Annotated in this window: 30 protein-coding genes and 2 tRNA genes; 10 read left to right on the forward strand and 22 right to left on the reverse strand. The window is 70.7% G+C overall.

Annotation, left to right across the window (positions count from 1 at the left end; genetic code table 11):
- The 4 genes from VAE46_RS07985 to VAE46_RS08000 form a co-directional block, all read right to left on the reverse strand.
- Nucleotides 1-614 (reverse strand): acetoacetate decarboxylase family protein (locus VAE46_RS07985; protein WP_322796401.1); only part of this gene is annotated, 614 nt, incomplete at its 3' end.
- Nucleotides 614-1,738 (reverse strand): LLM class flavin-dependent oxidoreductase, encoded by a 1,125-nt coding sequence (locus tag VAE46_RS07990; RefSeq protein ID WP_322796402.1) that lies wholly within the window; start codon nt 1,736-1,738, stop codon nt 614-616. The genes VAE46_RS07985 and VAE46_RS07990, both read right to left, overlap by 1 nt.
- 72 nt (nt 1,739-1,810) lie before the next feature.
- The gene (locus VAE46_RS07995) at nt 1,811-2,503 is read right to left on the reverse strand and encodes a hypothetical protein (RefSeq protein ID WP_322796403.1); all 693 of its coding nucleotides are present in this window, start codon (nt 2,501-2,503) and stop codon (nt 1,811-1,813) included.
- The gene (locus VAE46_RS08000; RefSeq protein WP_322796404.1) at nt 2,496-3,365 is read right to left on the reverse strand and encodes a DegV family protein; all 870 of its coding nucleotides are present in this window, start codon (nt 3,363-3,365) and stop codon (nt 2,496-2,498) included. The genes VAE46_RS07995 and VAE46_RS08000 overlap by 8 nt, the downstream gene beginning before the upstream one ends.
- Nucleotides 3,366-3,443: 78 nt before the next feature.
- Here VAE46_RS08000 and VAE46_RS08005 point away from each other — a divergent pair, with 78 nt between their 5' ends.
- Nucleotides 3,444-4,610, forward strand: a complete 1,167-nt coding sequence (locus tag VAE46_RS08005; protein ID WP_322796405.1) for an LLM class flavin-dependent oxidoreductase — start codon at nt 3,444-3,446, stop codon at nt 4,608-4,610.
- Nucleotides 4,611-4,619: 9 nt separating this feature from the next.
- Here VAE46_RS08005 and VAE46_RS08010 read toward each other — a convergent pair whose 3' ends face one another.
- The 6 genes from VAE46_RS08010 to VAE46_RS08035 form a co-directional block, all read right to left on the reverse strand.
- Nucleotides 4,620-5,030, reverse strand: a complete 411-nt coding sequence (locus tag VAE46_RS08010) for a DUF6285 domain-containing protein (protein WP_322796406.1) — start codon at nt 5,028-5,030, stop codon at nt 4,620-4,622.
- Nucleotides 5,030-6,040, reverse strand: a complete 1,011-nt coding sequence (locus VAE46_RS08015; protein ID WP_322796407.1) for a phosphotransferase family protein — start codon at nt 6,038-6,040, stop codon at nt 5,030-5,032. Before VAE46_RS08015 ends, VAE46_RS08010 begins: the two co-directional genes overlap by 1 nt.
- 3 nt (nt 6,041-6,043) lie before the next feature.
- A complete protein-coding gene (locus tag VAE46_RS08020) occupies nt 6,044-7,006 on the reverse strand; it encodes a hypothetical protein (protein WP_322796408.1) in 963 nt (320 codons plus the stop codon).
- 71 nt (nt 7,007-7,077) lie between these two features.
- A complete protein-coding gene (locus tag VAE46_RS08025; protein ID WP_322796409.1) occupies nt 7,078-9,249 on the reverse strand; it encodes a FixH family protein in 2,172 nt (723 codons plus the stop codon).
- Complete coding sequence (locus VAE46_RS08030) at nt 9,246-9,830, reverse strand: copper resistance protein CopC (RefSeq protein ID WP_322796410.1); 585 nt, start codon at nt 9,828-9,830, stop codon at nt 9,246-9,248. The genes VAE46_RS08025 and VAE46_RS08030 overlap by 4 nt, the downstream gene beginning before the upstream one ends.
- Before the next feature lie 138 nt (nt 9,831-9,968).
- Nucleotides 9,969-11,141 (reverse strand): acyl-CoA dehydrogenase family protein, encoded by a 1,173-nt coding sequence (locus VAE46_RS08035; protein ID WP_322796411.1) that lies wholly within the window; start codon nt 11,139-11,141, stop codon nt 9,969-9,971.
- Nucleotides 11,142-11,321: 180 nt separating this feature from the next.
- Here VAE46_RS08035 and VAE46_RS08040 point away from each other — a divergent pair, with 180 nt between their 5' ends.
- From VAE46_RS08040 to VAE46_RS08050, 3 genes are read left to right on the forward strand one after another with little or no spacing between them, the layout of a single operon-like run.
- Nucleotides 11,322-12,392 carry a TIGR03617 family F420-dependent LLM class oxidoreductase gene (locus tag VAE46_RS08040; RefSeq protein ID WP_322796412.1) on the forward strand — a complete coding sequence of 357 codons (1,071 nt, stop codon included), beginning with the start codon at nt 11,322-11,324 and terminating at the stop codon, nt 12,390-12,392.
- 21 nt (nt 12,393-12,413) lie between these two features.
- Nucleotides 12,414-14,129: an alkaline phosphatase D family protein gene (locus tag VAE46_RS08045; RefSeq protein ID WP_322796413.1), complete on the forward strand. Its 1,716-nt coding sequence runs from the start codon at nt 12,414-12,416 to the stop codon at nt 14,127-14,129.
- Between the two features lie 29 nt (nt 14,130-14,158).
- The gene (locus VAE46_RS08050) at nt 14,159-14,515 is read left to right on the forward strand and encodes a DUF192 domain-containing protein (protein WP_322796414.1); all 357 of its coding nucleotides are present in this window, start codon (nt 14,159-14,161) and stop codon (nt 14,513-14,515) included.
- Here VAE46_RS08050 and VAE46_RS08055 read toward each other — a convergent pair.
- From VAE46_RS08055 to VAE46_RS08090, 8 genes are all read right to left on the reverse strand, one after another.
- Complete coding sequence (locus tag VAE46_RS08055) at nt 14,512-14,841, reverse strand: hypothetical protein (RefSeq protein ID WP_322796415.1); 330 nt, start codon at nt 14,839-14,841, stop codon at nt 14,512-14,514. The genes VAE46_RS08050 and VAE46_RS08055 overlap by 4 nt on opposite strands.
- 129 nt (nt 14,842-14,970) lie before the next feature.
- Entirely contained in the window at nt 14,971-15,924 is a 954-nt protein-coding gene (locus tag VAE46_RS08060) for a sulfurtransferase (protein ID WP_322796416.1), read from the reverse strand.
- Between the two features lie 23 nt (nt 15,925-15,947).
- On the reverse strand, nt 15,948-16,232 hold the full coding sequence (locus VAE46_RS08065) for a sulfurtransferase TusA family protein (protein WP_322796417.1): 285 nt from the start codon (nt 16,230-16,232) through the stop codon (nt 15,948-15,950).
- Between the two features lie 22 nt (nt 16,233-16,254).
- Nucleotides 16,255-17,445 (reverse strand): YeeE/YedE family protein, encoded by a 1,191-nt coding sequence (locus VAE46_RS08070; RefSeq protein ID WP_322796418.1) that lies wholly within the window; start codon nt 17,443-17,445, stop codon nt 16,255-16,257.
- Nucleotides 17,446-17,576: 131 nt separating this feature from the next.
- Nucleotides 17,577-17,653 (reverse strand) — tRNA-Met (locus VAE46_RS08075).
- 73 nt (nt 17,654-17,726) lie between these two features.
- Nucleotides 17,727-18,497, reverse strand: a complete 771-nt coding sequence (locus VAE46_RS08080) for a metallophosphoesterase family protein (RefSeq protein WP_322796419.1) — start codon at nt 18,495-18,497, stop codon at nt 17,727-17,729.
- The gene (locus tag VAE46_RS08085) at nt 18,490-18,996 is read right to left on the reverse strand and encodes a DinB family protein (protein ID WP_322796420.1); all 507 of its coding nucleotides are present in this window, start codon (nt 18,994-18,996) and stop codon (nt 18,490-18,492) included. Before VAE46_RS08085 ends, VAE46_RS08080 begins: the two co-directional genes overlap by 8 nt.
- The gene (locus VAE46_RS08090; RefSeq protein WP_322796421.1) at nt 18,993-19,664 is read right to left on the reverse strand and encodes a class I SAM-dependent methyltransferase; all 672 of its coding nucleotides are present in this window, start codon (nt 19,662-19,664) and stop codon (nt 18,993-18,995) included. The genes VAE46_RS08085 and VAE46_RS08090 overlap by 4 nt, the downstream gene beginning before the upstream one ends.
- Nucleotides 19,665-19,756: 92 nt before the next feature.
- Here VAE46_RS08090 and VAE46_RS08095 point away from each other — a divergent pair, with 92 nt between their 5' ends.
- From VAE46_RS08095 to VAE46_RS08110, 4 genes are read left to right on the forward strand one after another with little or no spacing between them, the layout of a single operon-like run.
- Entirely contained in the window at nt 19,757-20,059 is a 303-nt protein-coding gene (locus VAE46_RS08095; protein ID WP_322796422.1) for a putative quinol monooxygenase, read from the forward strand.
- A gap of 55 nt (nt 20,060-20,114) precedes the next feature.
- Entirely contained in the window at nt 20,115-20,936 is an 822-nt protein-coding gene (uppP, locus tag VAE46_RS08100; protein ID WP_322796423.1) for an undecaprenyl-diphosphatase UppP, read from the forward strand.
- A 58-nt stretch (nt 20,937-20,994) separates the two neighbouring features.
- Nucleotides 20,995-21,837, forward strand: coding sequence for an SDR family oxidoreductase (locus VAE46_RS08105; RefSeq protein WP_322796424.1), 843 nt, complete (start codon nt 20,995-20,997; stop codon nt 21,835-21,837).
- Nucleotides 21,830-22,618: an SDR family NAD(P)-dependent oxidoreductase gene (locus VAE46_RS08110; protein WP_322796425.1), complete on the forward strand. Its 789-nt coding sequence runs from the start codon at nt 21,830-21,832 to the stop codon at nt 22,616-22,618. The genes VAE46_RS08105 and VAE46_RS08110 overlap by 8 nt, the downstream gene beginning before the upstream one ends.
- Nucleotides 22,619-22,633: 15 nt before the next feature.
- Here VAE46_RS08110 and VAE46_RS08115 read toward each other — a convergent pair whose 3' ends face one another.
- Entirely contained in the window at nt 22,634-23,107 is a 474-nt protein-coding gene (locus VAE46_RS08115; protein WP_322796426.1) for a ferredoxin-thioredoxin reductase catalytic domain-containing protein, read from the reverse strand.
- 80 nt (nt 23,108-23,187) lie between these two features.
- Between VAE46_RS08115 and VAE46_RS08120 the strand changes: the two genes are divergently transcribed.
- Nucleotides 23,188-23,961 (forward strand): GNAT family N-acetyltransferase, encoded by a 774-nt coding sequence (locus tag VAE46_RS08120; protein WP_322796427.1) that lies wholly within the window; start codon nt 23,188-23,190, stop codon nt 23,959-23,961.
- A 6-nt stretch (nt 23,962-23,967) separates the two neighbouring features.
- On the opposite strand, the gene VAE46_RS08125 is transcribed toward VAE46_RS08120, so the two are convergent.
- Both VAE46_RS08125 and VAE46_RS08130 read right to left on the reverse strand, forming a co-directional pair.
- Nucleotides 23,968-24,498 carry a DinB family protein gene (locus VAE46_RS08125; protein ID WP_322796428.1) on the reverse strand — a complete coding sequence of 177 codons (531 nt, stop codon included), beginning with the start codon at nt 24,496-24,498 and terminating at the stop codon, nt 23,968-23,970.
- 47 nt (nt 24,499-24,545) lie between these two features.
- Entirely contained in the window at nt 24,546-25,316 is a 771-nt protein-coding gene (locus VAE46_RS08130) for a response regulator transcription factor (RefSeq protein ID WP_322796429.1), read from the reverse strand.
- 68 nt (nt 25,317-25,384) lie between these two features.
- On the opposite strand from VAE46_RS08130, the gene VAE46_RS08135 reads away from it, so the two are divergent.
- Nucleotides 25,385-26,122 carry a CAP domain-containing protein gene (locus tag VAE46_RS08135; protein ID WP_322796430.1) on the forward strand — a complete coding sequence of 246 codons (738 nt, stop codon included), beginning with the start codon at nt 25,385-25,387 and terminating at the stop codon, nt 26,120-26,122.
- Between the two features lie 28 nt (nt 26,123-26,150).
- Here VAE46_RS08135 and VAE46_RS08140 read toward each other — a convergent pair.
- Nucleotides 26,151-26,227 (reverse strand) — tRNA-Val (locus VAE46_RS08140).
- Between the last annotated feature and the right edge of the window lie 23 nt (nt 26,228-26,250).

Genomic DNA, 26,250 nt, shown 5'->3' on the forward strand with positions numbered 1-26,250 from the left:
GCCCCGGCATCGAACGCCTTCAACTCCGGCCGGCCGCGGTCGGCGCTGTGGAAGCGGTATTCCGGGTCGACCTGGATCAGCCGCGGCACCACCTCGCCGCTGCGCTCGATCCGCGCGGCGTTGAGGTTCGCCAGGTACTGGATGTCGTTGCCGCTGATCGGCTCCGGGTCCGCGAGGTGCGCATCGAGCACGGTCGCGCCATCGAGCGCCACGGTCGCCCAGCAGCGATCGTACCGCTTCTTCAGTTGCACGTCGGCGGTCGCAACCGGGTGGCCCCAGCGTTCAGCCAGCGCCTGCGCGGCTTCGGCCGAGTCGCAGTAGGCGCGCAGCGAAAGCGCCCGCGGCCGGGCCCCGGAGCGGCACCCGACCTTCGCCTCGGCCAGCACGAACGGCCCCGCCGGGCTTGCCGGGGCGCGCAGCACGGTGACGACCAGCGTGGGCGGGATCGTCGGGTGGAGCGCCGGCGGCAGCAGGGCGGTCATCGCCGACTGGTCGAGTTCGTACATCAGCTGCAGGATGTGGGCGCCTTCGAGCACCCACGGGTCGCCGGTGGGCTGGCTCACCAGCGGGCCGGAGGCAAAATCGGCAACAGGGCGGGTCCCGACGAGCGGCATTAGTCGCCCCCTCCCACCGCGGCCGGCGCCGGTGCGGCCGCCCTCGCGGGCTTCTCCGCGAACTTCGGCATCACTTCCTTCGCGAAGAGGCGCATGCTCGCCAGCACCTCCTCCTGCGGCACCGTCTCGATTGCGTTCAGCAGGAAGTTGATCCGGTCCACCCCCACCGATTCCCACTTCTTGATGACCTCGATGATGCGGTCCGGGTCCCCAATGCAGAGGCCCTCCGGGATCTGCCCTTCCGGCGCGCTCGTCGCCTCCCGCCGCAGGGCCGGCAGCAGCCCCAGGTTCGGGTACGAACGGGTCGGGTAGGCCTGGCGGGCTGCCAGCAGCTGCTCGGCGAGGTAGTTGAAGGTGCCTGCCAGCCGCTGGCCGGTCTTCGCGCCGTACTCGAGGTCCTCATGGCAGAACAGGAAGTTGACCGTGTTCACCTGCTCGTTGACGAACGCCCCGACCGGGTCGCAGTACTTGATGCGCCGCCGGTACTCCGCGATCTTCTTCTCCTGCTCGGCGAAGCCGCCGAACGTCAGCCCGAGGCTCCCCATGCCGCGGTCGGCGGCGTCGAGCTCCGTTCCAGGGCTGGTCACCGCCACCCACATCGGCGGGTGCGGCTTCTGCAGCGGCTTCGGGATGACGGCCCGCTGCGGCATGCTGAACGCCCGGCCCTGGTAGCCGAAGCGCTCGTTCATCCACATCTGCGGGATGATCCGCGTCCACTCATCCCACGTCTTCTTGGTCTCGTCCGGGTCGGCCATCATGCCGCCCAGCTCCGTCCACGTCGCCGAACGCCCGGTCCCGAACTCGAGCCGCCCGCCCGAGACGATATCCATCGTCGCCGCCACCTCTGCGGCCTTGATCGGGTTGTTGAACTGCGGCACGCACACCACAATCCCGCGCCCGATGCGGATGTTCTTCGTCACCATCGCGCAGGCGGTCAGGAAGATCTCGGGCGCCGAGCAGTGCGAGTACTCCTCGAGGAAGTGGTGCTCGACCGCCCAGACCTGGTCGAAGCCAAGCTCATCGGCCAGCTTCACCTGCTCCAGGCAGTTCTGGTAGACCTCGTACTCCGTCTTCGGCCCCCACGGCCGGGGAACCGAAATCTCGTAGAAAATGCCGAACTTCATCGAGGTGCCTCCCTTCGGCGCCCGGCGCGACGCCGCGCGCGGAATCTACCACACCGGCAGCGCCCCCGCTGCCTAGCCGATCGCCAGCGGCGCCGGGACCGCCACCGGCCCGAACGTCACCGCCCCCTCCACCACGCACGCCGACACCGGCAGCAGCGGCCGCAGCCGCCGGAACGGACTCGCCCGGTCCAGCCCCTGCACGGCCTCCACCGAAAACCCGCGCGAGAGCCAGGTCTGCTCCGCCCGCACCTCGAACGGCGACTCCGCCAGCGCCGGCCGCCTCTGGTCGCTCACGCCCACCACCCAGGCGTCCCAGCGCAGCATGCCGGGGTCGATGGCGAACGGCGCTGGCAGCCGCACCGAAGCGACCGTCCGTCCCTCGACCTCCACCTCCGCCGTGACCTCGCCCTCCCCGCGGCGGATGGCCGCGCTCCCGCTCAGCCACGGGCCCGGCAGGCCATCGGCCGCCGACCCGGGTGCGGCGGCGACCCCGACGACGAACACGTTCCGCGGCAGCATGCGAAACCGCCCGCCGAGGCCCAGCACCGCGAAGCCGGCGCCTTCGTGCCCGAGGTCTTCCACCACCAGCAGGCGCGCGTAGCACGGGATCGGCCGGGTCACGTCCTCCGGCATCAGCGCCAGCGCCGCATCGCGGTCCACCTCGAAGGTGACCTGCAGCAGCCGGGAGCGCTCGATGCGACAGCTGCCGCCCGGAGCCCCGGCAGTAACATACTTCGCCAGCGTCCGCTGGCCGCGGTCAGGCATCGGTTCCTCCCTTCGGCGCCGGCGCCGCGCCAATGGCCAGCGCGCCCGGCCCCACAATCGCGCCGATCGTCATCGGCAGTTCGGCAACCACCAGGTGGTCGACAGCGCACTTCCGGCGCAGCCGGTCGGCGGCCTCTTCCGCCAGCCCCGGAGCGGCGGCGTGCCCAACGACGGCGTTCACCGGGCCGTCCGCGGCGCACCCCGCGAGCCGGCCCAGCGCCGCCTCCAGGGCCACCTCGTGCGAGGACGCCCGCCCCAGCCCGGTCACCCTCGTCCCGATGCGCAGCAGCGGGATGTCCTCATCGAGCGTGCCGAGCCGCTCCTCGACCAGCGCCAGCCGCCCGGACGCTTCGAGCCAGCGCGTGTCGGCCGGGATGACTACCGCCTCGCAGGCGGGGCCCAGCTCCTCCACCGCGTCCAGCAGCGCGTCCAGCGAAGCACCGGCTGCCGCCATCCCTGCGAGGCTCGCCAGCAGTGCCCCCAGCCCGGCGTGCCCGATGCCGGGGTTCACCACCTTGATGCGCGACTCGGGCAGCTCATCCTGGACGGACAGCACCGCCGCCGAGGCGGTCGTAAAGCTCGGGCTCACATCGAACGGGGTCACCAGGCAGAGCACCGGCTGTCCGGCGCGGGCCGGCCCGGTCATCGCCTCCACAAACGCCCGCTCCGGCGGTGCGAACGTGCGCGGCAGCTCGCAGCCGCTTCGCAGGCGCTCGTAGGCCGCCCGCCAGGCGCGCTCGTCGTCACCCTGCCGCTCGTCGCGGATCGAAAAGCTGCCCGCCACCAGGCCCACGCCCAGCTCGAGCGCCGCCTCGCGGCCCAGGCAGGTTGCAGTGTCCGTCAGCAGTACCGTTCGGTTCACGGTCTTCCCCCGGGGGGATTGGCAGGATGCTAGCATAACCGTTAGCCTCCGGCTTACGACTTTTCAGGCGGCGCGACCATGAAATTCGGCATCTTCTACGAACACTCCGTCCTCAAGCCCTGGGACGACCGGTCGGAACACCGGGTCCTCCACCAGGCCGTCGAGCAGGTCGTGCTCGCCGATGAGCTCGGCTTCGACCAGGTCTGGGAGGTCGAGCACCACTTCCTCGAGGAGTACTCCCACTCCTCCGCGCCGGAGGTGTTCCTCTCGTACTGCGCCGCCCGCACGCAGCGCATCCGCTTCGGCCACGGCATCGCCCTCATGCTCCCGCCGATCAACCACCCGGCGCGCGTGGCCGAACGCGCGGCCACCCTCGATATCCTCAGCAACGGCCGGCTCGAGTTCGGCACCGGCCGCTCGGCCACCTGGACCGAACTCGGCGGCTTCGGCTGCGAACCCGATGTCACCAAGGAGATGTGGGACGAATGCACCCGCGCGGTGGTCAGGATGTGGACCTCCGACAACTTCTCCTGGAACGGCCGGCATTTCCGCATGCCGCAGCGCAACGTCATCCCCAAGCCGCTGCAGAAGCCGCACCCGCCCCTCTGGGTCGCCGTTCAGTCGCCCGAGACCGCCGTGCAGGCCGGCGAGCGCGGCATGGGCATGCTCGGCGTCACCCTCGGCGCCCCGCTCGATTACCAGCAGATGGTCCGCGACTACCACCGCGCCATCCGCAACTGCGAGCCCATCGGCGAAACGGTCAACGAGCAGGTCAACGGCGTCGCCTTCATGTACTGCGATGAGGACGACGCCCGCGCCAAAGCCATCGGCGGGATGGCAGCGCTCCAGTTCGGGCTCCGCGCCGCCCACCTCGTCGGCGTCGGCAGCATCTACCCCTCGCCCGCCTACCACGCCCACGCCAGCGCCGCTCCCCTCCGCAATCGCCCCGGCGATGTCGTCGGCCCCGTCCGCGAAGGCACGCCCATCGGCGACCCCGAGGCCTGCATCAAGGCGCTCAAGTGGTGGGAGGAGGTCGGCGTCGACCGCATGGTCTTCCTGCTCAACACCGGCGAGACCATCCCGCAGGAGCAGGTGCTCAACTCGCTCCGCCTGTTCGCCCGCGAGGTGATGCCGGCCTTCACGCGCCAGGACCGGGCCGAGGCGAAGAAAGCCGCCGAGGCAGCCGCCCGCGAGGCCGCCCTCCGCGAGGCCGCGGGCCTGCCGGCCTCCCCCGCCGGCGACTGACCCGCCGCCTCAGCCCGCGTCGCGCTCGCGAAACTCCGCGGCGAGTGCCGGGTTCGAAACATCGAGCTTGTCCAGCGTGACCCGCCGCAGGTGCTGGAGCACCGAAACGCGCCACGCCCCCGAGTCGGCCTCGCCCGCGCGGATGCGCTCGCAGAGCTGCTCATTGCGCTCCAGCAGCGCCTTCCGCGTCGCCTCGATGCCGGGCGGCATCGGCGCCACCCCGAGCAGGTGGTCCAGCCCATCCCACTCCCGCGACAGGTGCTCCTCCATCATCGCCAGCTCGCGCCGCAGCATCTCCAACACGTTCATCGAAACCCGCGCGTGGAACGAAAGGCGGCCCTGCGTGTTCGGCATCACGTCGTCGCGCAGGTAGCCTGCGACCGCCTCCAGCAGCTCATCAATCGTCGGCCGGTCCTGCATCAGTCGAGCCTCCCTTCCAGCAGGTCGAGCAGCACAATCTCGGTCTCTGCTGTGCGCCGGCCGATGGCCGCCAGTTCGACGCTGCGGTTGCGGCCGCTCAGGTAGGTGCCGGCCTGCGTCATCGTGATGACGCCCCACTTCAGGTTCCCGAACATCTCGTACCAGAGGAAATGCTGCCGGTTGACCTGCTTCCCGCCGGCCGCCTCGTACGCTTCGATGAACGCCTCCCGGTCGCCGACGCCGGCGATGGGCCGCTTCCCGCCGAACCGCCACGACTTCACCGCCAGCCAGCCGAGGTCCTCCATCGGGTCGCCCCAGTGCGCCAGCTCCCAATCGAGGATGGCCCGGACCCCGGTCTCATCGAAGATGAAATTGCCCAGGCGGAAATCGCCGTGCACCAGCACCGGCTCGCATGGCTGCGGCAGGTGCTGCCGCAGCCAGCGGATGGCCAGCTCGAACACCGGGTGCGGGTCAAGCCCCGAGGTGCGGTAGTTGTTCTCGTAGTAGTCGAGCTGCGCCTCGGCGGAGGACTTGCCCGCGGGCGGCCGTTCGAGCGCGGCCAGCTCCGGGTGCTCTGCTTCGCGGATGGCGTGGATGCGCGCCAGGTCCTGCGCCAGCTGGAACGGCACCACCTCGCGCGCCCTGGCGTACTGCTCGCCCCGGATCAGGCGGGCGCCGAGCGTCTCCCCCGGCACCCGCCGCATCACGAAGAACTTCACCGGGAAGGTGTCGTCGCCATCCCAGAGCGGCTCCGGGACGCGCACGCCGGCATCCCACGCCGCCCTGATCAGGTGGTACTCGAGCTCGCGCCCCGGGATGGTCGGCGCATCGGGCACCGGGTCCGCCCGCAGGATGCCCTCCAGCCGCCCCTGCGGGGTCTCCGCATCGAACGCCCAGGTCTCCCGCGAGGCCCCGCCCGAGAGCCGGGCGAGGTTCTCGACCCGGACCTCCCCGCCCGTCCGCGCGGCCAGGAACCGCGTGAGCCCTTCCGCTACCTGCGCCCGGTCCACGCGCTACTCGACCTGGTCGAGGTATTCGCTCAGGCCGTAGCCCACCCGCTCGCCGTCGAGCACGTACTCGGTCATCCCCTCGCCGATGTGGGTGAACTTCCCGGCCCGGCGGTTGCGCAGCGGGATGAAGCCTTTCACCGTCCCCTCGAGCCGGTGGGTTTCGCCGTTGGCCAGCGTCACCTGCGCCCGCAGCGCGCGGTGGTAGTTCGTGTTGTCCTCGTAGTCCGTTTCGAGCTGGACGTCCTTGACCTGGATGATGGTGTCCGGGCCCTTGTGGAACACCCCGCCGATGCGATCGCCCACGATCGAAATCACCATGCCCAGGTCATCGCCGAAGTTGCCGGTGATCCAGCGGTACGAGGGCGTCGACTGCCAGTAGCGCGGCCCCCACGAGTGGTCGCGCAGCCCGTAGCCGCTGATCTGCAGCGCCGGGCCATCGTCCACCTGGAGGGTGCCGGTCACGCGCATGTGCTGCTCGTAATGAGCCCGCGCGAATTCGTTCTGCGAGCCCGCTTTGCCCGGCTCGGCCACGTGTCCGTAAATCGGCCCGACCCCATCGTGCAGCAGGTCGAGCCGGATCCGCCGGTGCGGGTTCTCCTTGAAGGCCACACTCGGCTCGCGCATCTCGCGCGGGTCCTTCAGATACACCACCGAGCCCTCGTAGGTGGTGCGCAGCCGCTCGCCCGGGGTAAGCACCTCCACCTTGAGCCCGCCCGCGTCCCAGCCGTCATTGCTGCTGATCTGCGGCCGCTTGAAGTTGAACAGCGCCGAGCCATCGGGCTGGTAGACGATGACCGTGACCTCCGCGTAGCCCTCGTTGGCGCGGTTGCCGATGCGCAGGAACCCGCCCATCTGCTGCTGGCGGTCGAAGAAATTGAAATAAACCGATTCGTTGAAGTTCTCTTCCGGCCCCAGCGGGTGGGTGTAGTCGTCTTCGGGGCGCACATTTCCGACGATGGTGACCATCGCTTTTACCTCCTGCCGGTGCTGTCTCCCGGCGACCGCCCATCATACCGGAGCCGGCCCGGCGGCGCTGCCTACTCCGTCACTGGCGCCAGCGTCCGCAGGTAATTGACCAGGTGCCAGATCTCCTCATCGCTCAGGCCCTGCTCCTTCCACGCCGGCATCGCCGTCCCGGGGATCCCATCCGCGATGAAGCGGAAGATCTGCCCGTCCGGGTGCCGGGGCACGTGCACCGTCAGGTCGAGCGGGTACGGGTTCAGGTCGAGCCCCGGCGGCGGCACGCCGGTTCGCCCGTGGCAGGCGATGCAGTTCGCTTCGTAGAGCGCCCGACCCCGGGCGATGGAGTCGGCGTCCGGGAAAATCGGGTTGGTGGGCATGCCCGTGGGCGGCTCGTGCGCATGGACCCCGAACAGCAGCAGCACGCCCAGCCCGACCCCGAGCATCGTGCCGGTGCTGCCGGCCATCCCCGCCAGCCGCCCGGCCTCCCGCAGGGCGCCGCGCGCGAACGCGAGCCCCAGCCCGGCGAGCAGGATCGCCAGCCCGGCGAACTGGTTCCAGCTCAGGCCCGCGGTCGGCAGCGACCAGGTCCCGCCCCGCTCGGTCGTTGCTGTCGCCAGGGCGCCGGCGGGGCGCACGTCGAAGAACGTCCGCGCATCATCGGCGTCCGCACGCCGCAGTTCGAGCTCCACCCGCCAGCGGCCCTCCAGCGGCAGGTACGGCCCCTCGGCCGCGTACTCGCCCTCGCCGGTGCGCTGCAGCACCAGCGTCGCCGGCCCGACCGATTGGTCCTCCTGGTAGCGGAACACCAGCCGCACCTGTTCGACGTCCCGGGGTTGCCCGCTCGCGTCGCGTACCCTCGCCGTGAAGCGGTTGAACCCGGTCCGGTTCGGGTCGACCGTCAGCCGAACCTGCAGGTCGGCAGCCGGGGCCGTCACGTCGAACGGCCGGTGTTCCGGCTCGACCACGATCGAGCGCGAGGTCGGCGTCTGGCTGAGCACCGCCGCAGCCAGCATGACCGCCAGCCCGACTCCCAGCTCCGCCGCTGCCGAGATGCGGAACCGCCGGGGCTCGCCGCGCCGCGCCGCCGCCAGCCGTTCTTTGCCCCGGCGCGCGTTGTAGAGCGCCACCGCCAGCAGCGGCACCATGAGCGCCAGCTTTGCCAGCACCACGCGGCCGTACGTCGTTTCGGTGAGCTTGCCCGGCGAATCAATGTGGACGAGCGCCCCGAGCAGGCCCGTCGCCAGCAGCACGAAGACGAGCGCTGAAGCCAGCCGCGCGAAGCGCCGCAGCAGCGGCCGCCAGGGCGCCGTGCGCCGGGCCAGGCGCGCCGCCACCGCCGCCCCCGCGACTGCGCCCATCCACCCCACCGCCGCGCCCGCGTGCAGGACGTCGATGATGCGCGCCCAGCCGCTGCCCGGCACCGCGGCGGCGTGGCTGGTCGCGGTATAGCTCCAGAGGAACCCGAGCACCGCTGCCGCGAGCCCCCAGGCTGCCGCCCTCGGATGCCGCACGGCCAGGCCCGCCGCCGCGGCCGCGAACACCAGCGCCCCCGCCCTGCCTACGACCGCCAGGCCGGTGCGCGTATCGAACAGCAGCGCGCCGAGGCTCAGCGTGCTGTAGGTATCCCGGAGCAGCGCCGCGTTCAGCAGCGTCGCGGCTGCCGCTGCCCCGATCCCGGCGAAGGCGAGCCGCTGCAGCAGGGGCGTCACCCCCGGCGGGCGCTCCGGCCAGAGCAGCAGGATGACCGCCGCCCCGGCGACCATCATCAGCCCCAGCAGGGAGAGCCAGCGCACGGCGATGCCGTCCTCCCTGCCGAGCCGGTCGGCGCTGCTCCCGGCCGCCTGGACCAGGTTCTCGCCCGCCGGCACCGAGCCGTCGGGGTTGAGCACGGTGAACGGGTACGAGCCGCTGATCGCGTGGCCGTCGACCAGCGAAACGTTGCTCCAGAGGACGTTGTAGATGCCCGGGGCCAGCTCCGGAAGGGTGGCGCGCATCCGCGCACCGGTCACCACCGGCTCCCCGGTCGCGACCACTGCTCCCCGCGCATCGAGCAGCCGCACGGTGCTGCCCCGCGCATCGATCGGCTCGCTGAAGTCGAGGATGACCTCCCGGGGCGGGCGCTGCAGGTAGGCGTTCGCCGCCGGCTCCGAGGCGCGCAGGGCCGCGTGCGCCTCCGCCTGCCCGCCCGGCAGCAGGGCGAGCACCAGCGCCAGCGCGACGAGTGCCGCAAAACCCCGCCGGGTCATTCGCCCTTCCCGGTGAGCAGGTACATCCCGCCTGCCCCGATCACCAGCGCGGCCCCCGCTACGGCGGCGACCAGCACCCACGAGGTGTCGCCGTCGCTACCGCCGCCGACCGCGGATGGCGCGGGTGCCGCAGCGGCCGGGGTCGCCCCGCCGAGCACGCTCTCCTTGAGCACCTCCCGCCCGGGGTTGGGTGTGCCGGCCGGGTCGTAGCGGAAGCGAAGTTCCCCGCTCGCCGGGTCGCCGTCCTCCGCGCTCAGGGTCTTCCAGCGAACCACGTACTCCCCCGGCGCAAGGTCCGCCGGCAGCGCGACCGAGAGCCGCCGCCGGTCAGCCGGGTCGATGGCGGCCGTGCCGGGGGTCACGTCGCTCCCGGCCGCATCCAGCACCTCGATGTCGTTCGCCCCTGCCTGCCGGGCCAAGTCCTGGCTCATGGTGAGCACAATCTCAGGCGGCGGCGAGGTCACCACCGCGCCGTCACCGGGCGTCGCCCGGACCGGCTCCGCGTGCGCCGCAGCCGACGCCACCGCGGCCAGCGCGAGTACGGCCCCGACCGCCCCCGCTGCCAGCCGCAGTGCACGCATGGCCTCCAGTCTAGAACCCCGACTTCGCCCGGCAAGTCGGCCCGTCCGGGGGCCTTTCCGTTCGGTTGCCGCGGACGAAAAGCGGCCCGGCGGGTGTTCCGCCGGGCCGCTGCAGTGTGCTCGAACGCCGGCGCCTGCTCAGCCGCGGGGCAGCCCGAGGCCGCGCGTGGCGATGATGTTGCGCTGGATCTCGCTCGTCCCGCCGGCGATGGTCGAGGAGACGGTCTGGAGGTAGCTGAGCGGCGCGCGACCCTTCATCGGCGCGTCGCGACCGGTGAGCAGCGCCGAGGTGCCGAGCAGCTTCATCGCCGTCCGGGCGATCCGCTGGCTCAGTTCGGTGTTGAACAGCTTCGCGATCGACGCCTCGTAGTTCGGCACGCGCCCGGCAGCCTGCAGGCTGATGACTCGGTAGCTGAGCATCTTCGCGGTTGCCGCTTCAATCCAGCGGTCCGCGAACTCCTCCCGCGCCGCCTTGCTGGCCGATGCCGTCACGGCGCTGCCCCGGTGCTCCTTCCAGTAGCGCAGGTAGTACTCCAGCGTTTGCCGCTGGCCCACCGCATTGCCGATCGACGAGCGCTCGAAGTCCAGCGTCGTGGTGCCGATGTACCAGCCGCGGTTGATCTCGCCGACCACGTTCCGCGCCGGCACGCGCACGTCCTCGAAGAACACCTCGTTGAACTGGTGCCCCCCGGCCATGTTGATCAGCGGGCGCACCGTAATCCCCGGGCTCTTCATATCGACCAGGAAGTAGGTGATGCCGCGGTGCTTGGGGGCATCCGGGTCGGTCCGCGCCAGCATGAACATCCAGTCCGCGTTGTGTGCGCCCGAAGTCCAGATCTTCTGCCCGTTGATGACGAAGTCGTCGCCGTCCCGCACGGCCCGGGTCTGCAGGCTGGCCAGGTCCGAGCCTGCGCCGGGCTCGCTGTAGCCCTGGCACCACTGCACCTCCCCGCGCAGGATCGCGCCGAGGTGCTCCTTCTTCTGCTCGTCGTTCCCGTGGATGATGAGCGTGGGGCCGATCATCGAAACGCCCATGCCGCCCACGTTCGGGACGCGCGCCTCGGCGAACTCCTCGTTCATGATGAACTGCTCCATCACGCCGAGGCCGGCGCCGCCGTACTCCTTCGGCCAGGCCGGCGCGATCCAGCCCTTCTTCGCCAGCTTGTCCCGCCACTCCTTGAGGATGCCGCCCCGTTCGCGCGCCAGCTCGACCGGGTTCACATCGGGGTCGACCTTCGGGCGCTCCTGCTCGAGGAACTGCCGCACCTCCTGCCGCCAGGCCGCCTGTTCGGGCGAATCACGAAAATCCATTGTCTACTCCATGCTGCAGTCGTCAGGGGCTTTGGCCGGCACACTACCAAAGTGCAACCCTGACGTAAAGGGAAAGGTCGCGGCGCACCGTGCGACCCCCTCGCCGGCAGCGTAAACTCCGCGCCATACCGGCCGGCGCGCCCGGCCTGTCACCCACGAAACCGGAGAAAGGGCAGCACCATGAAAGTTGGCACCGGATTCGGCGGCACCTGGCTTACCGCCGTCCCCGAGCAGGCGCGCCGCGCTGAGGAGCTCGGCTACGACTTCGCCAGCACCCCCGAGACCCAGCACGACTCCATCCTCGCCGCCACCATCGCCGCCTACACCACCCAGAAGCTCGAAGTGCAGACGAGCGTCACCATCGCCTTCCCGCGCAGCCCCACCGTCCTCGCTATGGAGGCCTGGGACATCCAGCACATGAGCAAGGGCCGCTTCACCCTTGGGCTCGGCTCGCAGGTCAAGGGGCACAACCAGCACCGCTTCAGCGTCGATTGGCCCGGCGCCCCGGCGACCCGCATGAAGGAGTACATCCGCATGCTCCACGCCGTCTGGGATTCCTTCCAGACCGGCAAGAAGCCGGAGTACATCGGCAAGTACTACCACTTCACCCTCATGACGCCGAACTTCAATCCCGGCCCGATCGAGTACCCCCGGCCGAAGGTCGGCCTCGCCTGCGTCGGCGATGCCATGGCCCGCGTCGCCGGCGAAGTCGCCGATGTCGTCATGCCCCACGGCTTCATGACCGATAAGTACATGCGCGAGGTGGTGCTCCCCAACGTGGCCATCGGCCTCAAGCGCTCCGGTCGAACCTGGCAGGACATCGAAATCGCGGGCGGAGGCTTCACCGTCTTCGGCGAAACCGAATCCGAAATCGAGCAGGGGCTCGAGCGGCTCCGCCAGCCGATCTCCTTCTACGGCTCCACCCGCTCGTACCACGAGGTCTTCGAGGTCCACGGCCTCAAGGACCTCGGCATGCAGCTCCACGAGCTCTCGCTGCAGGGCAAGTGGGACGAAATGCAGCGCATGATCCCCGAGGACGTCCTGCGCGTCTTCGCCCAGACGTCCACCTACGACAAACTGCCCGAGTTCATCGCCAACCACCGCGAGTACGCCTCCCGCATCACCCTGCCGCTGCCGGCCTCGACCCCCGAGCAGCGGGAGCGCGCGATGCACATCATCAAGCAGGTGCAGGCCGTCCAGGTGCCGCGCGTGCCCCGCGGCCTCGAAGACCTCGCGGCGGTGACCGCCTAGCGTCGGCCCCGGGCAGCAGCCGTGCGCAGCGCCGCCGAACGGGTCGCGAGCGTCCTTCCGCCGACCCTGCTGTTCGGCGGCGCGGCACTGCTGGTCATCGCCCGCTGGCAGATGGGCGAACCGCCCGGGTTCGCCGCCCGCCCGTGGGAGGCGACCGCCCTGCTCTACGCCGCGGCCGCGGCAGCTCTCGCCTGCGCCGCGGTCTTCCCCCTCCGCGGCCCGGCCGTGGCGCTCGCGCTCACCGCAGGCTGGGCCGCCCTCGTCATCGCCTGGCTCGAACCGGTCCCGGCCGCCGCCGTCGCGGGCGGAACGGCGCTCATGATCGGCGCCCTGGGCGAATTCGCCCGGCGGCTCACGCGTCCGCCCCGTCGGCGGCCGCTCGCCGGCCTTGCCCTCCAGGCGGCGCTTCTCCTCGCCGCCACGGTCGCCGGGCTCCGCGTCTACGATGCCTACCTCGGCCCCACCCACCCATCCTCCGAGGTCCGCCTGCTGCCCGCCGACCTCGTGGCGTGGGCCTGGGCCGGTGCGGTCACCGACACCGGCTTCCGGGTGACCGCCGCCCTCACGGCGGAGGGCCGCAGGGCCGCTGCCAGCCACCCGGTGCAGCTCATCGTCGCGCCCGAAGCCGGCGGGCCGGCGACGGTGGTGGAGGCGGCCCGCATCAGCGAGGCCGGCGTCGCCGCGTTTGACGTGTCTGGCCTCGACCCGGGTCGGCGCTACCGCTGGACGGTCGCCATCGGCCGGGCCGACGCTGCGCGCTCCGGCGTGGTGACCACCTTCCCCCGTGGCCCGGCCAGCTTCCGCGTCGCCTTCGGCGCCTGCGCCAGTACCGGCTCCAACGGACGGGTCTTCGATCGCATCCGCGAGGACAGCCCGCTGCTCTTCATCCACACCGGCGACTTCCACTACGAGGACATCCGCCGCAACGACCCCGGCGCCATCCGCACTGCCTTCGCGCAATCCCTGGCGGCGCCCGCCCAGCAGGCCCTCTGGCTCGCTGTGCCCGTCGCCTACACCTGGGATGACCATGACTACGGCGGCAATGACTCCGCCCGCACCACCCGTTCACGCCCCGCGGCGCGCGCGGTCTACCGGGAGATCGTGCCCCACTACCCGCTCCCCGGCCGCGAGGCCGACGGGCCCATCTCCCAGGCCTTCAGCATCGGCCGCGTGCGGGTCATCATCACCGACTCGCGCTCTGAGCGGGACCCGTCGTCGGCCCCGGATGGCCCCGGCAAGTCGATGCTCGGGCCGGGCCAGCTCCAGTGGCTCTTCGATGAGCTGCTCAGCGCCCGCGATACCCACGCGCTCACGCTCTGGGTCAACAGCGTCCCCTGGATTTCCTCCAGCACCGGCGGCGACGACTGGGGCGCCTACGCCGACGAGCGCCGCCGCATCGCCGACTTCCTGGTCGAGCACGGCATCACCAATCTCGTCATGCTCTCCGGCGATGCCCACATGCTCGCCGCCGATGACGGCAGCAACAACCGCTTCGCCAGCGACGGCTCCGGCCCCGGCTTCCCCGTCCTGCAGGCCGGCGCGCTCGACCGCCGCGGCTCGGTGAAGGGCGGCCCCTACAGCGAGGGTGCCTTCCCCGGCGGCGGCCAGTACGGCCTTCTCGACGTGCGCGACCTCGGCGACCGCATCGAGATCGACTTCCGCGGCCGCGATTGGACCGGCCGGGACGTCCTGAGCTTCACCCGCACCTTCCAGGTGCTGCCGCCGGCTGGCCGGTAGCCGTTCGCGCAGCGTACGATGCCCGCGCCATGGTCCGCCGCCTCACGGTCACGCACGAACCCTCCGGCCGCGTCCTCGGCGACCGCATTGGGCTCGCCGATCGCTACCTCTCGCGCCTGCGGGGGCTCATGTTTCGCCGCCGCCTTGCCCCGGGCGAGGGGCTGCTCATCCGCCCGTGCTCGTCCATCCACATGATGTTCATGGGCGTTGCCATCGATGCGGTCTTCCTCGCCGAAGATGGGCAGGTGCTCAAGGTCGCGCGGGGCCTGCGGCCATGGATCGGCATCGCTTCAGCGCGCGGCGCCCGCGAGGTGCTCGAACTGCCCGCCGGCGCCGCCGACGGCATCCAAGCCGGGGACCGCCTCGTGGTCACTTCCGACCACTAGTTCACCTGGCAACCGATGCCGTCGCCGTTGCCGTCGAAGTTATGCGGGTCTGGCGGCAGCACCTCGAAGCGCCGGTGCGGGATGTCATCGCAGCGCAAATTGGGAGGCGGCGACGCGATGCAGACCGTCGGGTAGGCGGGGTCGCAATGCGGTCCGCGCGTCGGCGTCGGCGTTGGGGGTGCCGCCACGCGGGTCTCAGGTGCCCATTCTTCCGCCGAACGCGAGGAGAACTTCCGCCCTTCGTTGCCGCCCCAGACGAGACCGGCAACGACCACGCATGCCGCCGCCGGGACAACCAGGCCTGACCAGACGCCGTTTCGAGCCATCCCTGCCTGGATAATCGACAGGGCTCGCAGCGCGCATCATCCTGGAGTCCGCGGGGAGCATCACAGACGCATAAAAAGGGGAGCTCCAGCTGGAGCTCCCCTCCTGTTCAGGCCGGTGTGCCCGACCGCCTACTGCTGGATGGGCGTGTCCTTGGCGTTGCCCCACTCGGCCCACGAGCCGTCGTACAGCCGGTTCCCCTGCCCCAGCCCGACGAGCCGCAGTGTGAACAGCGAATGCGCCGCACGCACGCCCGTTTGGCAGTACACGATGACCTGCGAGTCCTTTGTGATGCCCGCCTTCTCGAACTGAGCGCGCAGCTGCTCGGCCGGCTTCCACACCTTCGGGTCCGATTCGGTCAGCGAAAGCTGCCAGTCCAGGTTCACGGCGTTCGGCACGTGGCCTCCGCGGGCGGCCCGCACATCGGCCCCGGCGTACTCCGCCTGCGTGCGGGCATCGAGGATCACCACGTTCGGGTCGGGGTTCTCCGCCTTCTCTTTCACATAATCAAGCGCGCAGATCACATCGGGGTTCGCCCGCGCGACGAACGTCGCCGGCTGCACGGTCGGGACTTCCTTCGTAACCTGGCGGTCCTCCTTCTCCCACTTGGCGAAGCCGCCGTTCACCACGCGCACCTTCGGGTGGCCGTAGTAGTCCAGCACCCACCAGAGCCGCGTCGCCCACAGGCCCGTGCCGTCGTCATAAATCACGACTTCCTTTTGGTTTTCGATGCCCAGCGCCCCGGCCTTCTCTGCGAACAGGCTCTCGCGGATGACGTACAGCTTCTCGTCGGGGTCCTTCAGTGCCGCCTGGTCGTACCAGACCGCGCCGGGGATGTGGCCCGCGTCGTAGGCCTCCTTCTTGCGGATGTCGACCACCACCAGGTCGGTGCGGTTCAGCTGGTTCGCAAGCCAGTCGGTCTCGGCCAGCAGGTCCGGCTCGGCGTAGCCCGTCACCGCGTCGGCGGGTTCGGGGGTGCTGCCAGCCGTGTCATCGTCATCCCCGCCGCAGGCGGCCGCAATCGGCAGCGCCAGCGCGAGGACGAATGCGGCGGCGAAGAGCCGCCACTGCGAGCGTCGAAACATGAGTTCCCTCCTTACGTTGCAGGTCAGCTGGCGCCGAGCTCGGCGGCCCGCTTTGCGATCTCGGCGAGTGCGGCGCGCTGGTCGATCGGCGCCTCGGCAGGTTCGAGCCGGATGCGCCAGACGCCCCGGCCGATCGGCTCGATGGCGGAACGGTAGTTGAGCTTCGCCCCCTCCCACGGGACCGTGGAGAGGGCCGGAGCATGGTCGGTGATCACCTCCAGCGGCTCCCCTTTCGGAAGCCTGCCCAGCGCCTCCCGGGCCTTCATCGCCGGGTACGGACACATCTCGCCGCGGACATCGAGTTCCACCTGGTCCCTCCTTGCTCGTCGATTACGGCAGCCGGCGGATCAGCTGGACGCCGACCCATGCACCGCCGAGGAGCGAAATCCCGAACACCCAGCCGGCCAGCGCCAGCGAAGGAATCGACGAAAAGAACGCGCCGATGGTGCAGCCGATGGCGATTACCGACGCGTAGCCCATGAGCAGGCCGCCGGTGATCGCCTGCACGTACCGGGATGGACGTCGCGGCCACCGCGGCCGGAACTCCCCTGAGAGCATCGAGGCGCTGAACGCCCCCGCCACCAGCCCCACCATCGTCACCGTGCGCACCGTGAACCACTTTTCGGCGGCGCCCGCCGTGCAGCCGGCCAGCAGGTCGCTCCCCTTGAGCGGCAGCGCGCCCAGGTTGAACCAGGCGAGCACATTATCGCCCCAGAGCGAGATACCGCCGGTGACGCCGAGCGGCACCTGTAGAGCGAGCGCGAAGACAGAAAGCACCGCCAGTGCCACGGCACCGGTCAGGTAGCTCCAGCCGTGGCCCGACCACACGGCGTCCCAGCCCCGCTGGAGCTGCTCGCGGAAGCTCATGGCCGGCTCGGGCGGCAGGGCCGGGAACTGCGGCATCTTCGGGCTCCGCGATTCCCACCACAGCACCGCGAGGTACACCCCCGCGAGCGCCGCCAGCGTCAGCCCGACCGCCGCCGGGTAACCGCCCAGCTCCGCCGGCAGCCAGACCGCGGTCCGCTCGCGGATGTCGTTGTCGTACCACCAGCTCCAGGTGTGATTCGCAATCGCCGTTCCCGCCACAATGCCCGCCATCGCCGCCCACGACGCGATGTAGCCTTCGCCCATCCGCCACAAGGTGCCGGAAACGCAGCCGCCTGCCAGGACCATCCCGGCGCCGAAAATCACCCCGCCCACGATGGTCGCGAACCCGACCGGCTGGATGTGCGGCCCCGCCGGGGCGATACCGAAGCCGGGGTCCGGCGCCAGCCGCGCCTCGAGCAGGGCGAATCCGATAGTCGCCACCGCGAGGCCCACGATTATGGCCCGGAGGAGCCGGCCGTCGCCCAGCAGGATCAGGTCGCGGAAGCCGCCGGCGAAGCACAGCCGGCTGCGCTGCAGGATGACGCCGAACGCCACGCCAACCAGCCAGAACGCACCGAGAGCGAAGGCGCGGTGGTCGAAGTACGCCCAGGCGGCGAGGATGCCGCCCGCAAGCAGCAGAGGCCGAACGGGCATGCTCAGGCCTGCGCGCTCCGGCGCCCGGACAACAGTCATGATTGACACAGTACTAAGTTGACCGTCGCAGTCAAGTTTTTAGTCACGGCACCGCCACCTCGCCGCTGTCGGGGGAAGGATGCCGCGACCTGTGGTAGCAGGGGGGAGGCTCGAACTCCCGACCTCACGATTATGAGTCGTGCGCTCTGACCGGCTGAGCTACCCTGCCACACCCCACCGCTCAGGGCGAGTGTACCACGCGCCGCCCTTGCGGGAACCGGCCCGCCGCCGGAGGCAGGGGTTCAGGACGGCGGGCGCGGGTCCACCCGCTCGGTTCGCCAGCGCACCCCGTCGGCGTCGAAATCGATGATCGCCACCATGCCCGCCCGGCGGTTTGCGTCGCTGAGCGGCATCGGCGCTCCCGAGTAGATGGCGGTCACCCCGCCGCAGCTGACATCCGCGTGCGGCTCCCAGTGGCCCAGTGCGAAGTAGTCCCACGCGCCGCGCGCCGCCGCCAGTTCGCGCTCGAAAATCGGCAGCGAACGGTGCGTCTCCCCGCCCTCGGGCACGAAGTGCCCGTGCGCCAGCGCGATGTGCCAGCGCCGGTCCACCCGCCCGGGCAGCCCGTCTAGCGGCCGGAAGGTCCAGTCGCTGTCGAGGTAGGCCCGGCCCCACAGCACCAGGTCGAGCCCCTCCGGTTCGATCAGTTCGCCCCGGTGTTCCCGCACGATTGTGAGCCGCCGCGCGATTGCTTCCATGTCGTTGCGCCAGTAGATGCTGCCCGGGTCCATCGGGTCGTGATTCCCGGGGATGAGCAACGCCTGGCCTTCGAAGCGGGCGATTTCGCGCGCCGCCCACTCCACCGTCTCCGCCGGCACGCGGTCGTTGTCGAAGATGTCGCCCGCCAGCAGCAGCACGTCGGCGCATTCGCGGTTGGCGAGGTCGATGACCCGCCGGAAGGTTGTTTCCATCAGTTCGCGCCGCGCGACCCACTTCGGGTCGTCGTACCCGGCGTACGCCCCGAGGTGGACATCGCTGGTGTGGACCACCCGCAGCGGCTTCGGGTCACGCACGGGCCGCCTCTGCCATCGCGCCCAGCTGCCGGGCGTGGTCCAGCGCGTGCAGGCGCAGGAAGAGGAGCCACTCCCGCCAGTTCAGCATCCCAAAGAACGGGTGCTCCCAGCGCACCTCGAGGAACGCCCCCGGGTCAGCGGCGCGGACGTGTTCGAAGAGCGAGGTAGTGGTCTCTTCCAGCAGCCGAACCAGCCCGTCCCAGTCCGCCGGGAGCTGCGGACCCTCGCCCGCCGGGCGTTCGCCGGTCAGCGCGACGTGCAGCACGTCGGCCGCGCCGCGAGCGTGCCACTCCGCGACATGCCGCAGCGCCTCCGCCGGCGACCACTCGCCTTCGGCGGCGGAAACCTCGCGGCGGTCGGGCGCGATGGCGCGGGCGGCCTCGAGCAGCCGCTGCACGCCCTCATCCACTCGCCCGATGAGCTCCTCGATGCTCCGTTCCGCCGCCTGCGTCACCAGGTAGGAGCGAATCCGTTGGCGTTCTTCGTCCGGGAATGTCATTGGTGCCCTCCCTCCTCGCGCTGCCGGAAGACCAGCAGGCGCGCGAATCCAAGTCCCCGCGTCGCCTTCGGCCCCTGCCCGAACATCCCGTCCGGCGGCAGCCGGTGCCAGCGGTGTTCGATGAGCAGCAGGCTGCCGCCCGGCGCGACCAGCTGACCGAGCGCAGCCGCTGCTGCCGGCTGTTCGCTGCGCGGCAGGTGACCCAGCACGTGCGTGGCGATTACGGCGTCGAACTGCTCGCCCCGCGCGGCGTACCCGGCCAGGTCGGCGTGCTCGACCGTCCCGCCCGGCAGGCGGCGGCGCGCCATCTCCACGAACCACGGCGAGAGGTCGATGGCGTGTCCCTCGATGCCGGGCAGCCGCTTCAGAACGGCGGCCAGCAGCCGCCCGGGCCCCGCTCCCACCTCCAGCACGCGCTGCGCCCGGGTTCGGGCCAGCCAGGCCGTGAGGAGCCGCGCCGCCCGCCCCTCGCTGCCGAACCAGTACACCGGCCGAATCAACCGGTCGTACAGGGCGGTGCTCCGCCGCGAAAGGTAGCCCTCCGGCAGGAAGTGCCAGCGCCGGAAATACCACGCCGGCAGCTCCACCCCCGGCGCCGCTGCCGGGTGGCGCGCAGCCTCCAGCGCCGTACGCTCGGCAACGTCCTTCGGCATCTCCTGCAGCCGCATCCGCCCGATTCTGCCGCCCCGGGGGGAGTCCTGTCACGCAACCGACCATCGCCCGGTACAATCCCGCCCACGTCCACGTCCAGGAGGCTCCCGTGATCACCATCGTCGCAAAGCTCCAGGCTCAGCCCGGCAAAGAAGACGAACTCAAGGCCGCTCTCACCGAGATGGTTGCTGCCGTCAAACAGCACGAAGCCGGGGCTGTGCCCACCTACTCGCTCCACGTCGCCGAGAACGACCCGACCCTGTTCCTCTTCTACGAAAACTACCGCGACGCCGCCGCCTTCGACGCCCACGGCAAGACCGACCACATGCGCGCCCTCGGGGCGAAGCTTGCGGGCCTTCTCGCCGGGCGCCCGGTCATCGAACGCTACACCCGCATCGCCTCGGTCGAATAACCCGGCGTTTCCGTCCGCTGTTGCCCGTTAGCCCCCGCCGGAAGAACGTGACGGCGTGGAAATCGTCCGCGCTGTCGTGCTCGGCCTGGTGCAGGGGCTCGCGGAATTCCTCCCAATCTCCAGTTCCGGCCACCTGATCCTCGTCCCGGCCCTGTTCAACTGGGAGGACCAGGGGCTCGCCTTCGATGTCGGGCTGCACGGCGGCACGCTGCTCGCGCTGCTCGTTTATTTTTGGCGCGACTGGTACGACATGATCCGCCAGGGGCTCATCGACCTCGCCCGCCACCGGGCCGATGTCGCCGCCTGGGACCAACGCTCCCGCCTCCTCTGGCTGCTCGCCATCGGTTCCATCCCGGCCGCCGTCGTCGGGCTGCTCTTCGATGACTGGATCGAGGCCAACGTGCGCCAGCCCTGGCTGGTCGCCATCACCCTCGCCGTCATGGGCACCGTCATGCTCATTGCCGACCGCCTCGGCTCCCGCCGCCGCCCGCTCGGCTCGGTCGGGCTCGTCGATGCCCTCGCCATCGGCGCCGGGCAGGCCGTCGCGCTCATCCCGGGGGTCTCGCGCTCCGGCGCGACCGTGACCGTCGCCCTCGCCCGCGGCCTCCGCCGCGAAGATGCTGTGCGCTTCGCCTTCCTGCTCGGCACGCCGGCCTTCGTCGGCGCCCTGCTGCTGAAATCCGGCGACCTCGCCGGCATGTCCGGCAGCGAAGCGCGCGATATGGTCATCGGCTTCGTCACCTCGGCGGTCGTCGGTTTCCTCGCCATCCACGTCCTGCTGCGCTGGGTGCGGACCCACTCGCTGCTGCCTTTCGTGCTCTACCGCTACGCGGTCGCCCTGTTCACGCTCGGCATCGGGGCGTACCGCGTCCTCTGAGCGCCTCGGCTGCACCGCCCGTATGATGGCCGGCACCCATATCTCCCGGAGGAAGCTCATGGTCCTCGAACGGCTCCGCCTCGATGGCCCCCCGCGCAAGGTGGTCATCGTTACCGGCGGCGGGCGCGGGCTCGGCAAGGCGATGGCGATCGCCCTCGCCGAAGCCGGCGCCGACGTCTGCATCGCCAGCCGCACCCAATCCCAGCTCGAAGCCGCAGCCGCCGAAATCCGCGCCGCCAGCGGCCGCGACCCGCTCATCGTCCCCACCGATGTCCGCGACCCCGACCAGTGCGACGCCCTCATCGCCCGCACGGTCGAACACTTCGGCCGCCTCGATGTCATGCTCAACAACGCCGGCATCGGCGACCGCCGCGGCGCGGGCAACCGCATTCAGGACCTCGACGACGAGGACTGGGACGACACCATCCGGGTGAACCTCTACAGCACCTTCTACTGCTCCCGCGCGGCCGCCCGCCAGCTGCTCAAGCAGGGCGAAGGCGGGGCCATCGTCAACGTCGCGAGCGGCACCGCCCTGCGCTCGTCGCCGCAGTCGCTGGCCTACGCCGCCGCCAAGGCGGGGGTCATCTCGCTCACGAAGAGCATGGCCGGCCAGCTCATCGGCGAGAACATCCGCGTCAACTGCATCATCCCCGGGTTCGTGGCCCAGTCCCCGGCCGCGAGCGACGAGGAAGCCGCGATGCGCGCGCAGCGGGGGCGATTCATCACCGTCCGCCGCCTCGGCGAGGCCTGGGAGCTCGGTCCGCTCGCCATCTTCCTCTGCTCCGATGCCTCCAGCTACATCACCGGCGAATCGTTCGTCATCGATGGCGGCGGCCTCGCCGGCGGCATTGCGCCGACCGGCTGGGTCGTCTCCGAGCCGGCGGAGGTGCGCCATGGCTGAGTGGAACCGCAATCCCGGCTTCGACCTCTCCGGCAAGAAGGCCCTCGTGGTCGGCTGCGCGAACCCCGCCGGCCGCGCCATCGCCCTCGCCCTCGCCGAGGCCGGCGCCGACGTCGCCGTCGCCTCCGCCACCACCGACGGCGAGGAGATGCTCGAAGCGCGCCGCATCGCCAAGGACGTCGCCGCGCTCGGCCGCCAGTCGTTCTCGCAGGGCTGGGATGTCACGCTGCCGACCAACATCCAGGTCAGCATGAAGCAGCTCGGCAAGGAGTTCGGCCACCCCAGCATCCTCGTTTACAACGCCGATGCCGTCCTCGCGAAGCCGTTCGAAAAGGTCACCGATGCCGAGTTCGCCCGCCTCCAGGCCGTCAACCAGACCGGGGCCTTCGCAACCGCCCGCAGCTTCATCCGCGAGTTCCAAGGGGACGGTCCCGGCCGCCTCATCTTCGTGACGTCCATCTTCGCCGAGCGCGGGGTGGAGGGCCTGGCGGCCTACACCACGGTGAAATCTGGCGTCATCGGCCTCTCGACGGCTCTGAGCCAGGAGCTGGCGGCACGCGGCTTCACCTCGAACTGCATCGCCACGGGCTGGATGGACTGGACGCCCGGCCGCGGCCCCGACGAAATCGGCGCGAACCTGCTGCTGCGCTTCATCCCCATGCGGCGCTTCGGCCACGCCGATGAGCTCGGCGCCCTCGCCGTCCTGCTCGCCTCCGATGCCGCCGGCTACATCAGCGGGCAGGTCTTCCACGTCGATGGAGGCGTCAGCCAGCACCTCTGAGCCGGGCCTGCGGGGTCAGGCCTCGCTGTTCGCCGCGCCCTCGTCGCCGCGGTGCTGCCGTTCCAGCACCCGGCCGAGGGCGCGCCCCTTATCGGGCGTCGGGTCCTTCACGACGCCGTAGATCTCGCGGCCCTCGTGGCCCTCGGGCAGGTACTCGGTAATCGGCAGGCCCTCCTCGGTCACGAACAGGAGGCAGTGGCAGTACTTGTAGATCTGCATCTCATCGCAGGCGCAGATCCACGTTCGCCGCTTCACCTCCTCCTCCTTCGGGAGGTAAAGGCCCTCTGGCCAGTTCCCGTTCTCGTCCTTCGTCGGGTAGAAGTTGCACGGGCAGAGCGGCCGCCCGTACTGGTCGAGGTTGGCCGCCAGCCCGAGGATGACGCCTTCCGTGATGTACCGGTCAGGGTGGAAGCGGGTGCCCGATTTCTCCGCGAATTTCTCCGCGTAGGCCCACATTTTCTTGATCGACGCCTCACTCGGCTGGTCCATGCAGCAGTTCCTCCTCGCTGGTTCCCTGTCGATTATCCCGGTTCCGCGCGGTCTCTGCTCCGGGCGCGTACCATGGCCGCATGGTCGAACCTCCCGCTGCCCCCGTCGCCTCCGCCATGGCTGCCGCGCTTCGCACGCTCGGGATGCACCCCCTCGCCGGCGCGGCCGAGGAGGTCGGGCCGTTCCTCTGCATCGACGCCGGCCTCGGCGTCTCCCGGGCCAACGTCGCCCTGCCGCTCGGCGCGCCCCGGCGGCCGGCCGCCGAACTCGGCGCCGTCGCCGACTGGTTCGCCCTGCGCGGCCTCAACTTCCGCCTCGATCTGCCCGCTGATGCCCCGTCGCCTCTGTTCGCCGCCGCCACCGTGCTGGGGCTCCAGTTCTGGGGCCGCCAGCCGCTCATGCTGCTCGAATCCATCTCGCCATCGCGGGCCCCGGGAACGCTGGCTATCGAACGGGTCGCCGACGACGCCGGCATCGCCGACTTCTGCAGCCTCGATGCCCCCGGGCCCGGCGAGGCCGATGCCGCCCCCGACATCGTCGCCGCCTCGGTGAACAACCCCGCCCTGCGCATCCTGCTCGGCCGCCTCGAAGGCCGCCCCGCGGCGCGCATCGTGGCCATGCTGCACGGCGACCTCGCCACCCTCCACAGCCTCTACGTCCACCCCGACCTCCGCCGTCACGGCTTCGGCACGGAGATGACCCTCGCCGCGCTCGCCCTCGCCCGGCAGGGCGGGGCGCGCAGCGCCGCGCTCGCCTCGACCGCCGAAGCCCGCGCCCTTTACGAGCGCCTCGGCTTCCGCACCGTGGGCGAAACCGTCAGCCTCGGGACCGAGGTGCCGATCTTCCCGGCCTAAGCCCGCTCAGATCGTGAGGCCGCCGAGCCCCTGCACGCCGCGCACGTACTCGATCTCGCCGACGTGCCGGTAGCCGTGGCTCAGGCACACCCCGTAGATGCCGTCCCAGAGCGACATCTCCCCGAGCGGCTTGATCGTCACCGTCCGCCGGTCGAACTCCTCGGGCGACATGCTGGCGAGATAGCGGTCCGTGGCCTCCCACACCTTCTGCTGGTACTCGTGCCACTTCGCCACATCCGTGATGCGGACGGCCTTCGCTTCCTCGGTCGTCATCCCCGTGCCCTGGCTCGTGCGCGGCAGGCCGAAGTACTCGTGGTAGTTCCCTTCGAGCCAGACCGTCGGCTTCTGCTGGGCGACCCAGTTGATGATGTTGTCCTCGGTCCGAACATAATGCCAAAGGCTGAAGAAGGCGCTCACCCCGCCCTCCTGGGGGCGGAAGTTCAGCTGCTCGGCCGTCATCCCTTCGACGGCCTTATCCAGCAGGTCGTGCATCGACTTGAGCGAAGAGCGCAGGATTTCGTGGGCCGTCCTGGCCATGGGCGGGTCCTCCGGGCAGGTGATGGCCCGATTCTACCCGCCGGGCGTCAGCCGGCCATCGCCGCCCGCTTCGGCTCCTCCAGCGCGTAGCCCGAACCCCAGCGGTTGACAATATAGGCCGGGCGGCTGGGGTCGTCCTCCAGCTTCTGGCGGAGGTAGCGCACGTATAGCCGCAGGTAGTGCGATTCGCCGGTGTACTGGTTCCCCCACACCCGCGCAATCAGTGCCCGCGAGGGGATCACCTCGCCGGGGTGCTCGGCCAGCGTTGCCAGCAGGCGATATTCGGTCGGCGAAAGCGGCACTTCCACGCCGTTCTTCCACACCGTCTGCGAGGCCGGGTCGATCTCGATCGCCCCCACCCGCACCCGCCCGGGCGCCGGTGAGCCGTTCGCGGTCGGCCTCCCGTTCGCTGTCATCTGGATGCGCCGCAGGAGCGCGCGGAGCCGCAGGTCGATCTCTTCGGTCGGGCATTTCGGCCGACAGTAGTCATCCGCACCCGCCTCGAAGCACCGCAGCATCTCCGAGATACTTCCCGTGCACCCGACAACCACGACCGGCGCGTCCGAGGCCTCTCGCACCCGTTGAACCGCCTCCGACGGAAAGCCGACCTCTCGCCCCAGGTCGATCACCACGGCGTCCGGCCGGCTGGCGGCGATTTCGCTGGCAAGGGCATCGCCGAATGCAGTGACCCGGTAGCCGTTCGCCTCCAGGCCGCGCGCACGGTCGTACGCCCGGTCGAGGCCCTGCGAGACGACGGCGATCCGGAGACCTACCGGCGGCGGCAGCTCCGCGGCATCACGACGGCGCGTACCAGGCATCCTCGCCGACCTCCCCATCGGTGACTCCCCCGATGTTTCGACCGCCCGGGGCGTCCGAAATTACCGGTATGCGGAAGGTTCCCCTGCTCCCGGTCTTTCTCTCGGGCGCAGCGCTCTGCTCGGCCCTGGGCCTCTGGGCCTCGGTCCGCGGCCCGGAGACAGTCGCTGCATCGAACCCCGCACTGGAAATGTCGGCAGACCCCGCCCCGGTCCACGCCGACGTCCCCCTGCCTGTCACCGATGTGACACCCGCGCCGGATACCCCCACTCCCACGCCCGAGCCCGCGCCCGTCGAGGTCGCGCCCGCCGTGGCAACCCCGACGCCCCAGGCCCCCGCCCCGGCCGAAAGCCCGCCGCCGTCTGCGGTTGCCGCGCTCCCTGCTGCCGTCTCGCAGCCGGTCGAACTCCAGCCCGACACCGACAAGGCCCGCACCCTGCTCGACCTGATGAATGCCGCGCGGGCGGAACAGGGCCTCCCGCCGCTCGCGCCAGACGACCGCCTCGTCGAAGTTGCCCTGGCCCGCGCCCGGGACCTCGTCGCCAACAACTACTTCGACCATTACGGCCCCGACGGCAGCAGCGCCTTCTCGGAACTCGCACTCCGCGGCATCCGCTACGCGCTCGCCGGCGAGAACCTGGCCCGCAACAACTACATCGAATCCCGCACCGTCGATGCCGCCTTCCAGGGGCTGATGGGCAGCCCGGGCCACCGCGCCAACATCCTCGAGCCCCGCTTCTCGCGCGCCGGCGTCGCGGCCGTACGGTCCGGCAGGGTCTGGCTGTACGTGACGGTGTTCATGGACTGAGGCGCCGCCCGCGCCCCGGGGTTGCGGCTGGTGGGCGATGAGGGGCTCGAACCCCCGACCTTCTCGGTGTAAGCGAGACGCTCTGACCAGCTGAGCTAATCGCCCCTCCTCCGAGTCTACCGCGCCGG

Source organism: Tepidiforma sp. (assembly GCF_034433535.1).
In the GTDB taxonomy this organism is placed as follows: domain Bacteria; phylum Chloroflexota; class Dehalococcoidia; order Tepidiformales; family Tepidiformaceae; genus Tepidiforma.

Bases quoted from the DNA above. Each gene is read 5' to 3' on its own strand.
- VAE46_RS08005 (WP_322796405.1), top strand. From the start codon at position 3,444: ATGAAATTCGGCATCTTCTACGAACACTCCGTCCTCAAGCCCTGGGAC.
- VAE46_RS08115 (WP_322796426.1), bottom strand. From the start codon at position 23,107: ATGGACCAGCCGAGTGAGGCGTCGATCAAGAAAATGTGGGCCTACGCG.
- VAE46_RS08120 (WP_322796427.1), top strand. From the start codon at position 23,188: ATGGTCGAACCTCCCGCTGCCCCCGTCGCCTCCGCCATGGCTGCCGCG.
- VAE46_RS08030 (WP_322796410.1), bottom strand. From the start codon at position 9,830: ATGCGTGCACTGCGGCTGGCAGCGGGGGCGGTCGGGGCCGTACTCGCG.
- VAE46_RS08135 (WP_322796430.1), top strand. From the start codon at position 25,385: ATGCGGAAGGTTCCCCTGCTCCCGGTCTTTCTCTCGGGCGCAGCGCTC.
- VAE46_RS08085 (WP_322796420.1), bottom strand. From the start codon at position 18,996: ATGACATTCCCGGACGAAGAACGCCAACGGATTCGCTCCTACCTGGTG.
- VAE46_RS08110 (WP_322796425.1), top strand. From the start codon at position 21,830: ATGGCTGAGTGGAACCGCAATCCCGGCTTCGACCTCTCCGGCAAGAAG.
- VAE46_RS08055 (WP_322796415.1), bottom strand. From the start codon at position 14,841: ATGGCTCGAAACGGCGTCTGGTCAGGCCTGGTTGTCCCGGCGGCGGCA.
- VAE46_RS08105 (WP_322796424.1), top strand. From the start codon at position 20,995: ATGGTCCTCGAACGGCTCCGCCTCGATGGCCCCCCGCGCAAGGTGGTC.
- VAE46_RS07995 (WP_322796403.1), bottom strand. From the start codon at position 2,503: ATGCCTGACCGCGGCCAGCGGACGCTGGCGAAGTATGTTACTGCCGGG.
- VAE46_RS08040 (WP_322796412.1), top strand. From the start codon at position 11,322: ATGAAAGTTGGCACCGGATTCGGCGGCACCTGGCTTACCGCCGTCCCC.
- VAE46_RS08130 (WP_322796429.1), bottom strand. From the start codon at position 25,316: ATGCCTGGTACGCGCCGTCGTGATGCCGCGGAGCTGCCGCCGCCGGTA.
- VAE46_RS08035 (WP_322796411.1), bottom strand. From the start codon at position 11,141: ATGGATTTTCGTGATTCGCCCGAACAGGCGGCCTGGCGGCAGGAGGTG.
- VAE46_RS07990 (WP_322796402.1), bottom strand. From the start codon at position 1,738: ATGAAGTTCGGCATTTTCTACGAGATTTCGGTTCCCCGGCCGTGGGGG.
- VAE46_RS08060 (WP_322796416.1), bottom strand. From the start codon at position 15,924: ATGTTTCGACGCTCGCAGTGGCGGCTCTTCGCCGCCGCATTCGTCCTC.
- VAE46_RS08125 (WP_322796428.1), bottom strand. From the start codon at position 24,498: ATGGCCAGGACGGCCCACGAAATCCTGCGCTCTTCGCTCAAGTCGATG.
- VAE46_RS08020 (WP_322796408.1), bottom strand. From the start codon at position 7,006: ATGGTCACCATCGTCGGAAATGTGCGCCCCGAAGACGACTACACCCAC.
- VAE46_RS08010 (WP_322796406.1), bottom strand. From the start codon at position 5,030: ATGCAGGACCGGCCGACGATTGATGAGCTGCTGGAGGCGGTCGCAGGC.
- VAE46_RS08070 (WP_322796418.1), bottom strand. From the start codon at position 17,445: ATGCCCGTTCGGCCTCTGCTGCTTGCGGGCGGCATCCTCGCCGCCTGG.
- VAE46_RS08050 (WP_322796414.1), top strand. From the start codon at position 14,159: ATGGTCCGCCGCCTCACGGTCACGCACGAACCCTCCGGCCGCGTCCTC.
- VAE46_RS08025 (WP_322796409.1), bottom strand. From the start codon at position 9,249: ATGACCCGGCGGGGTTTTGCGGCACTCGTCGCGCTGGCGCTGGTGCTC.
- VAE46_RS08090 (WP_322796421.1), bottom strand. From the start codon at position 19,664: ATGCGGCTGCAGGAGATGCCGAAGGACGTTGCCGAGCGTACGGCGCTG.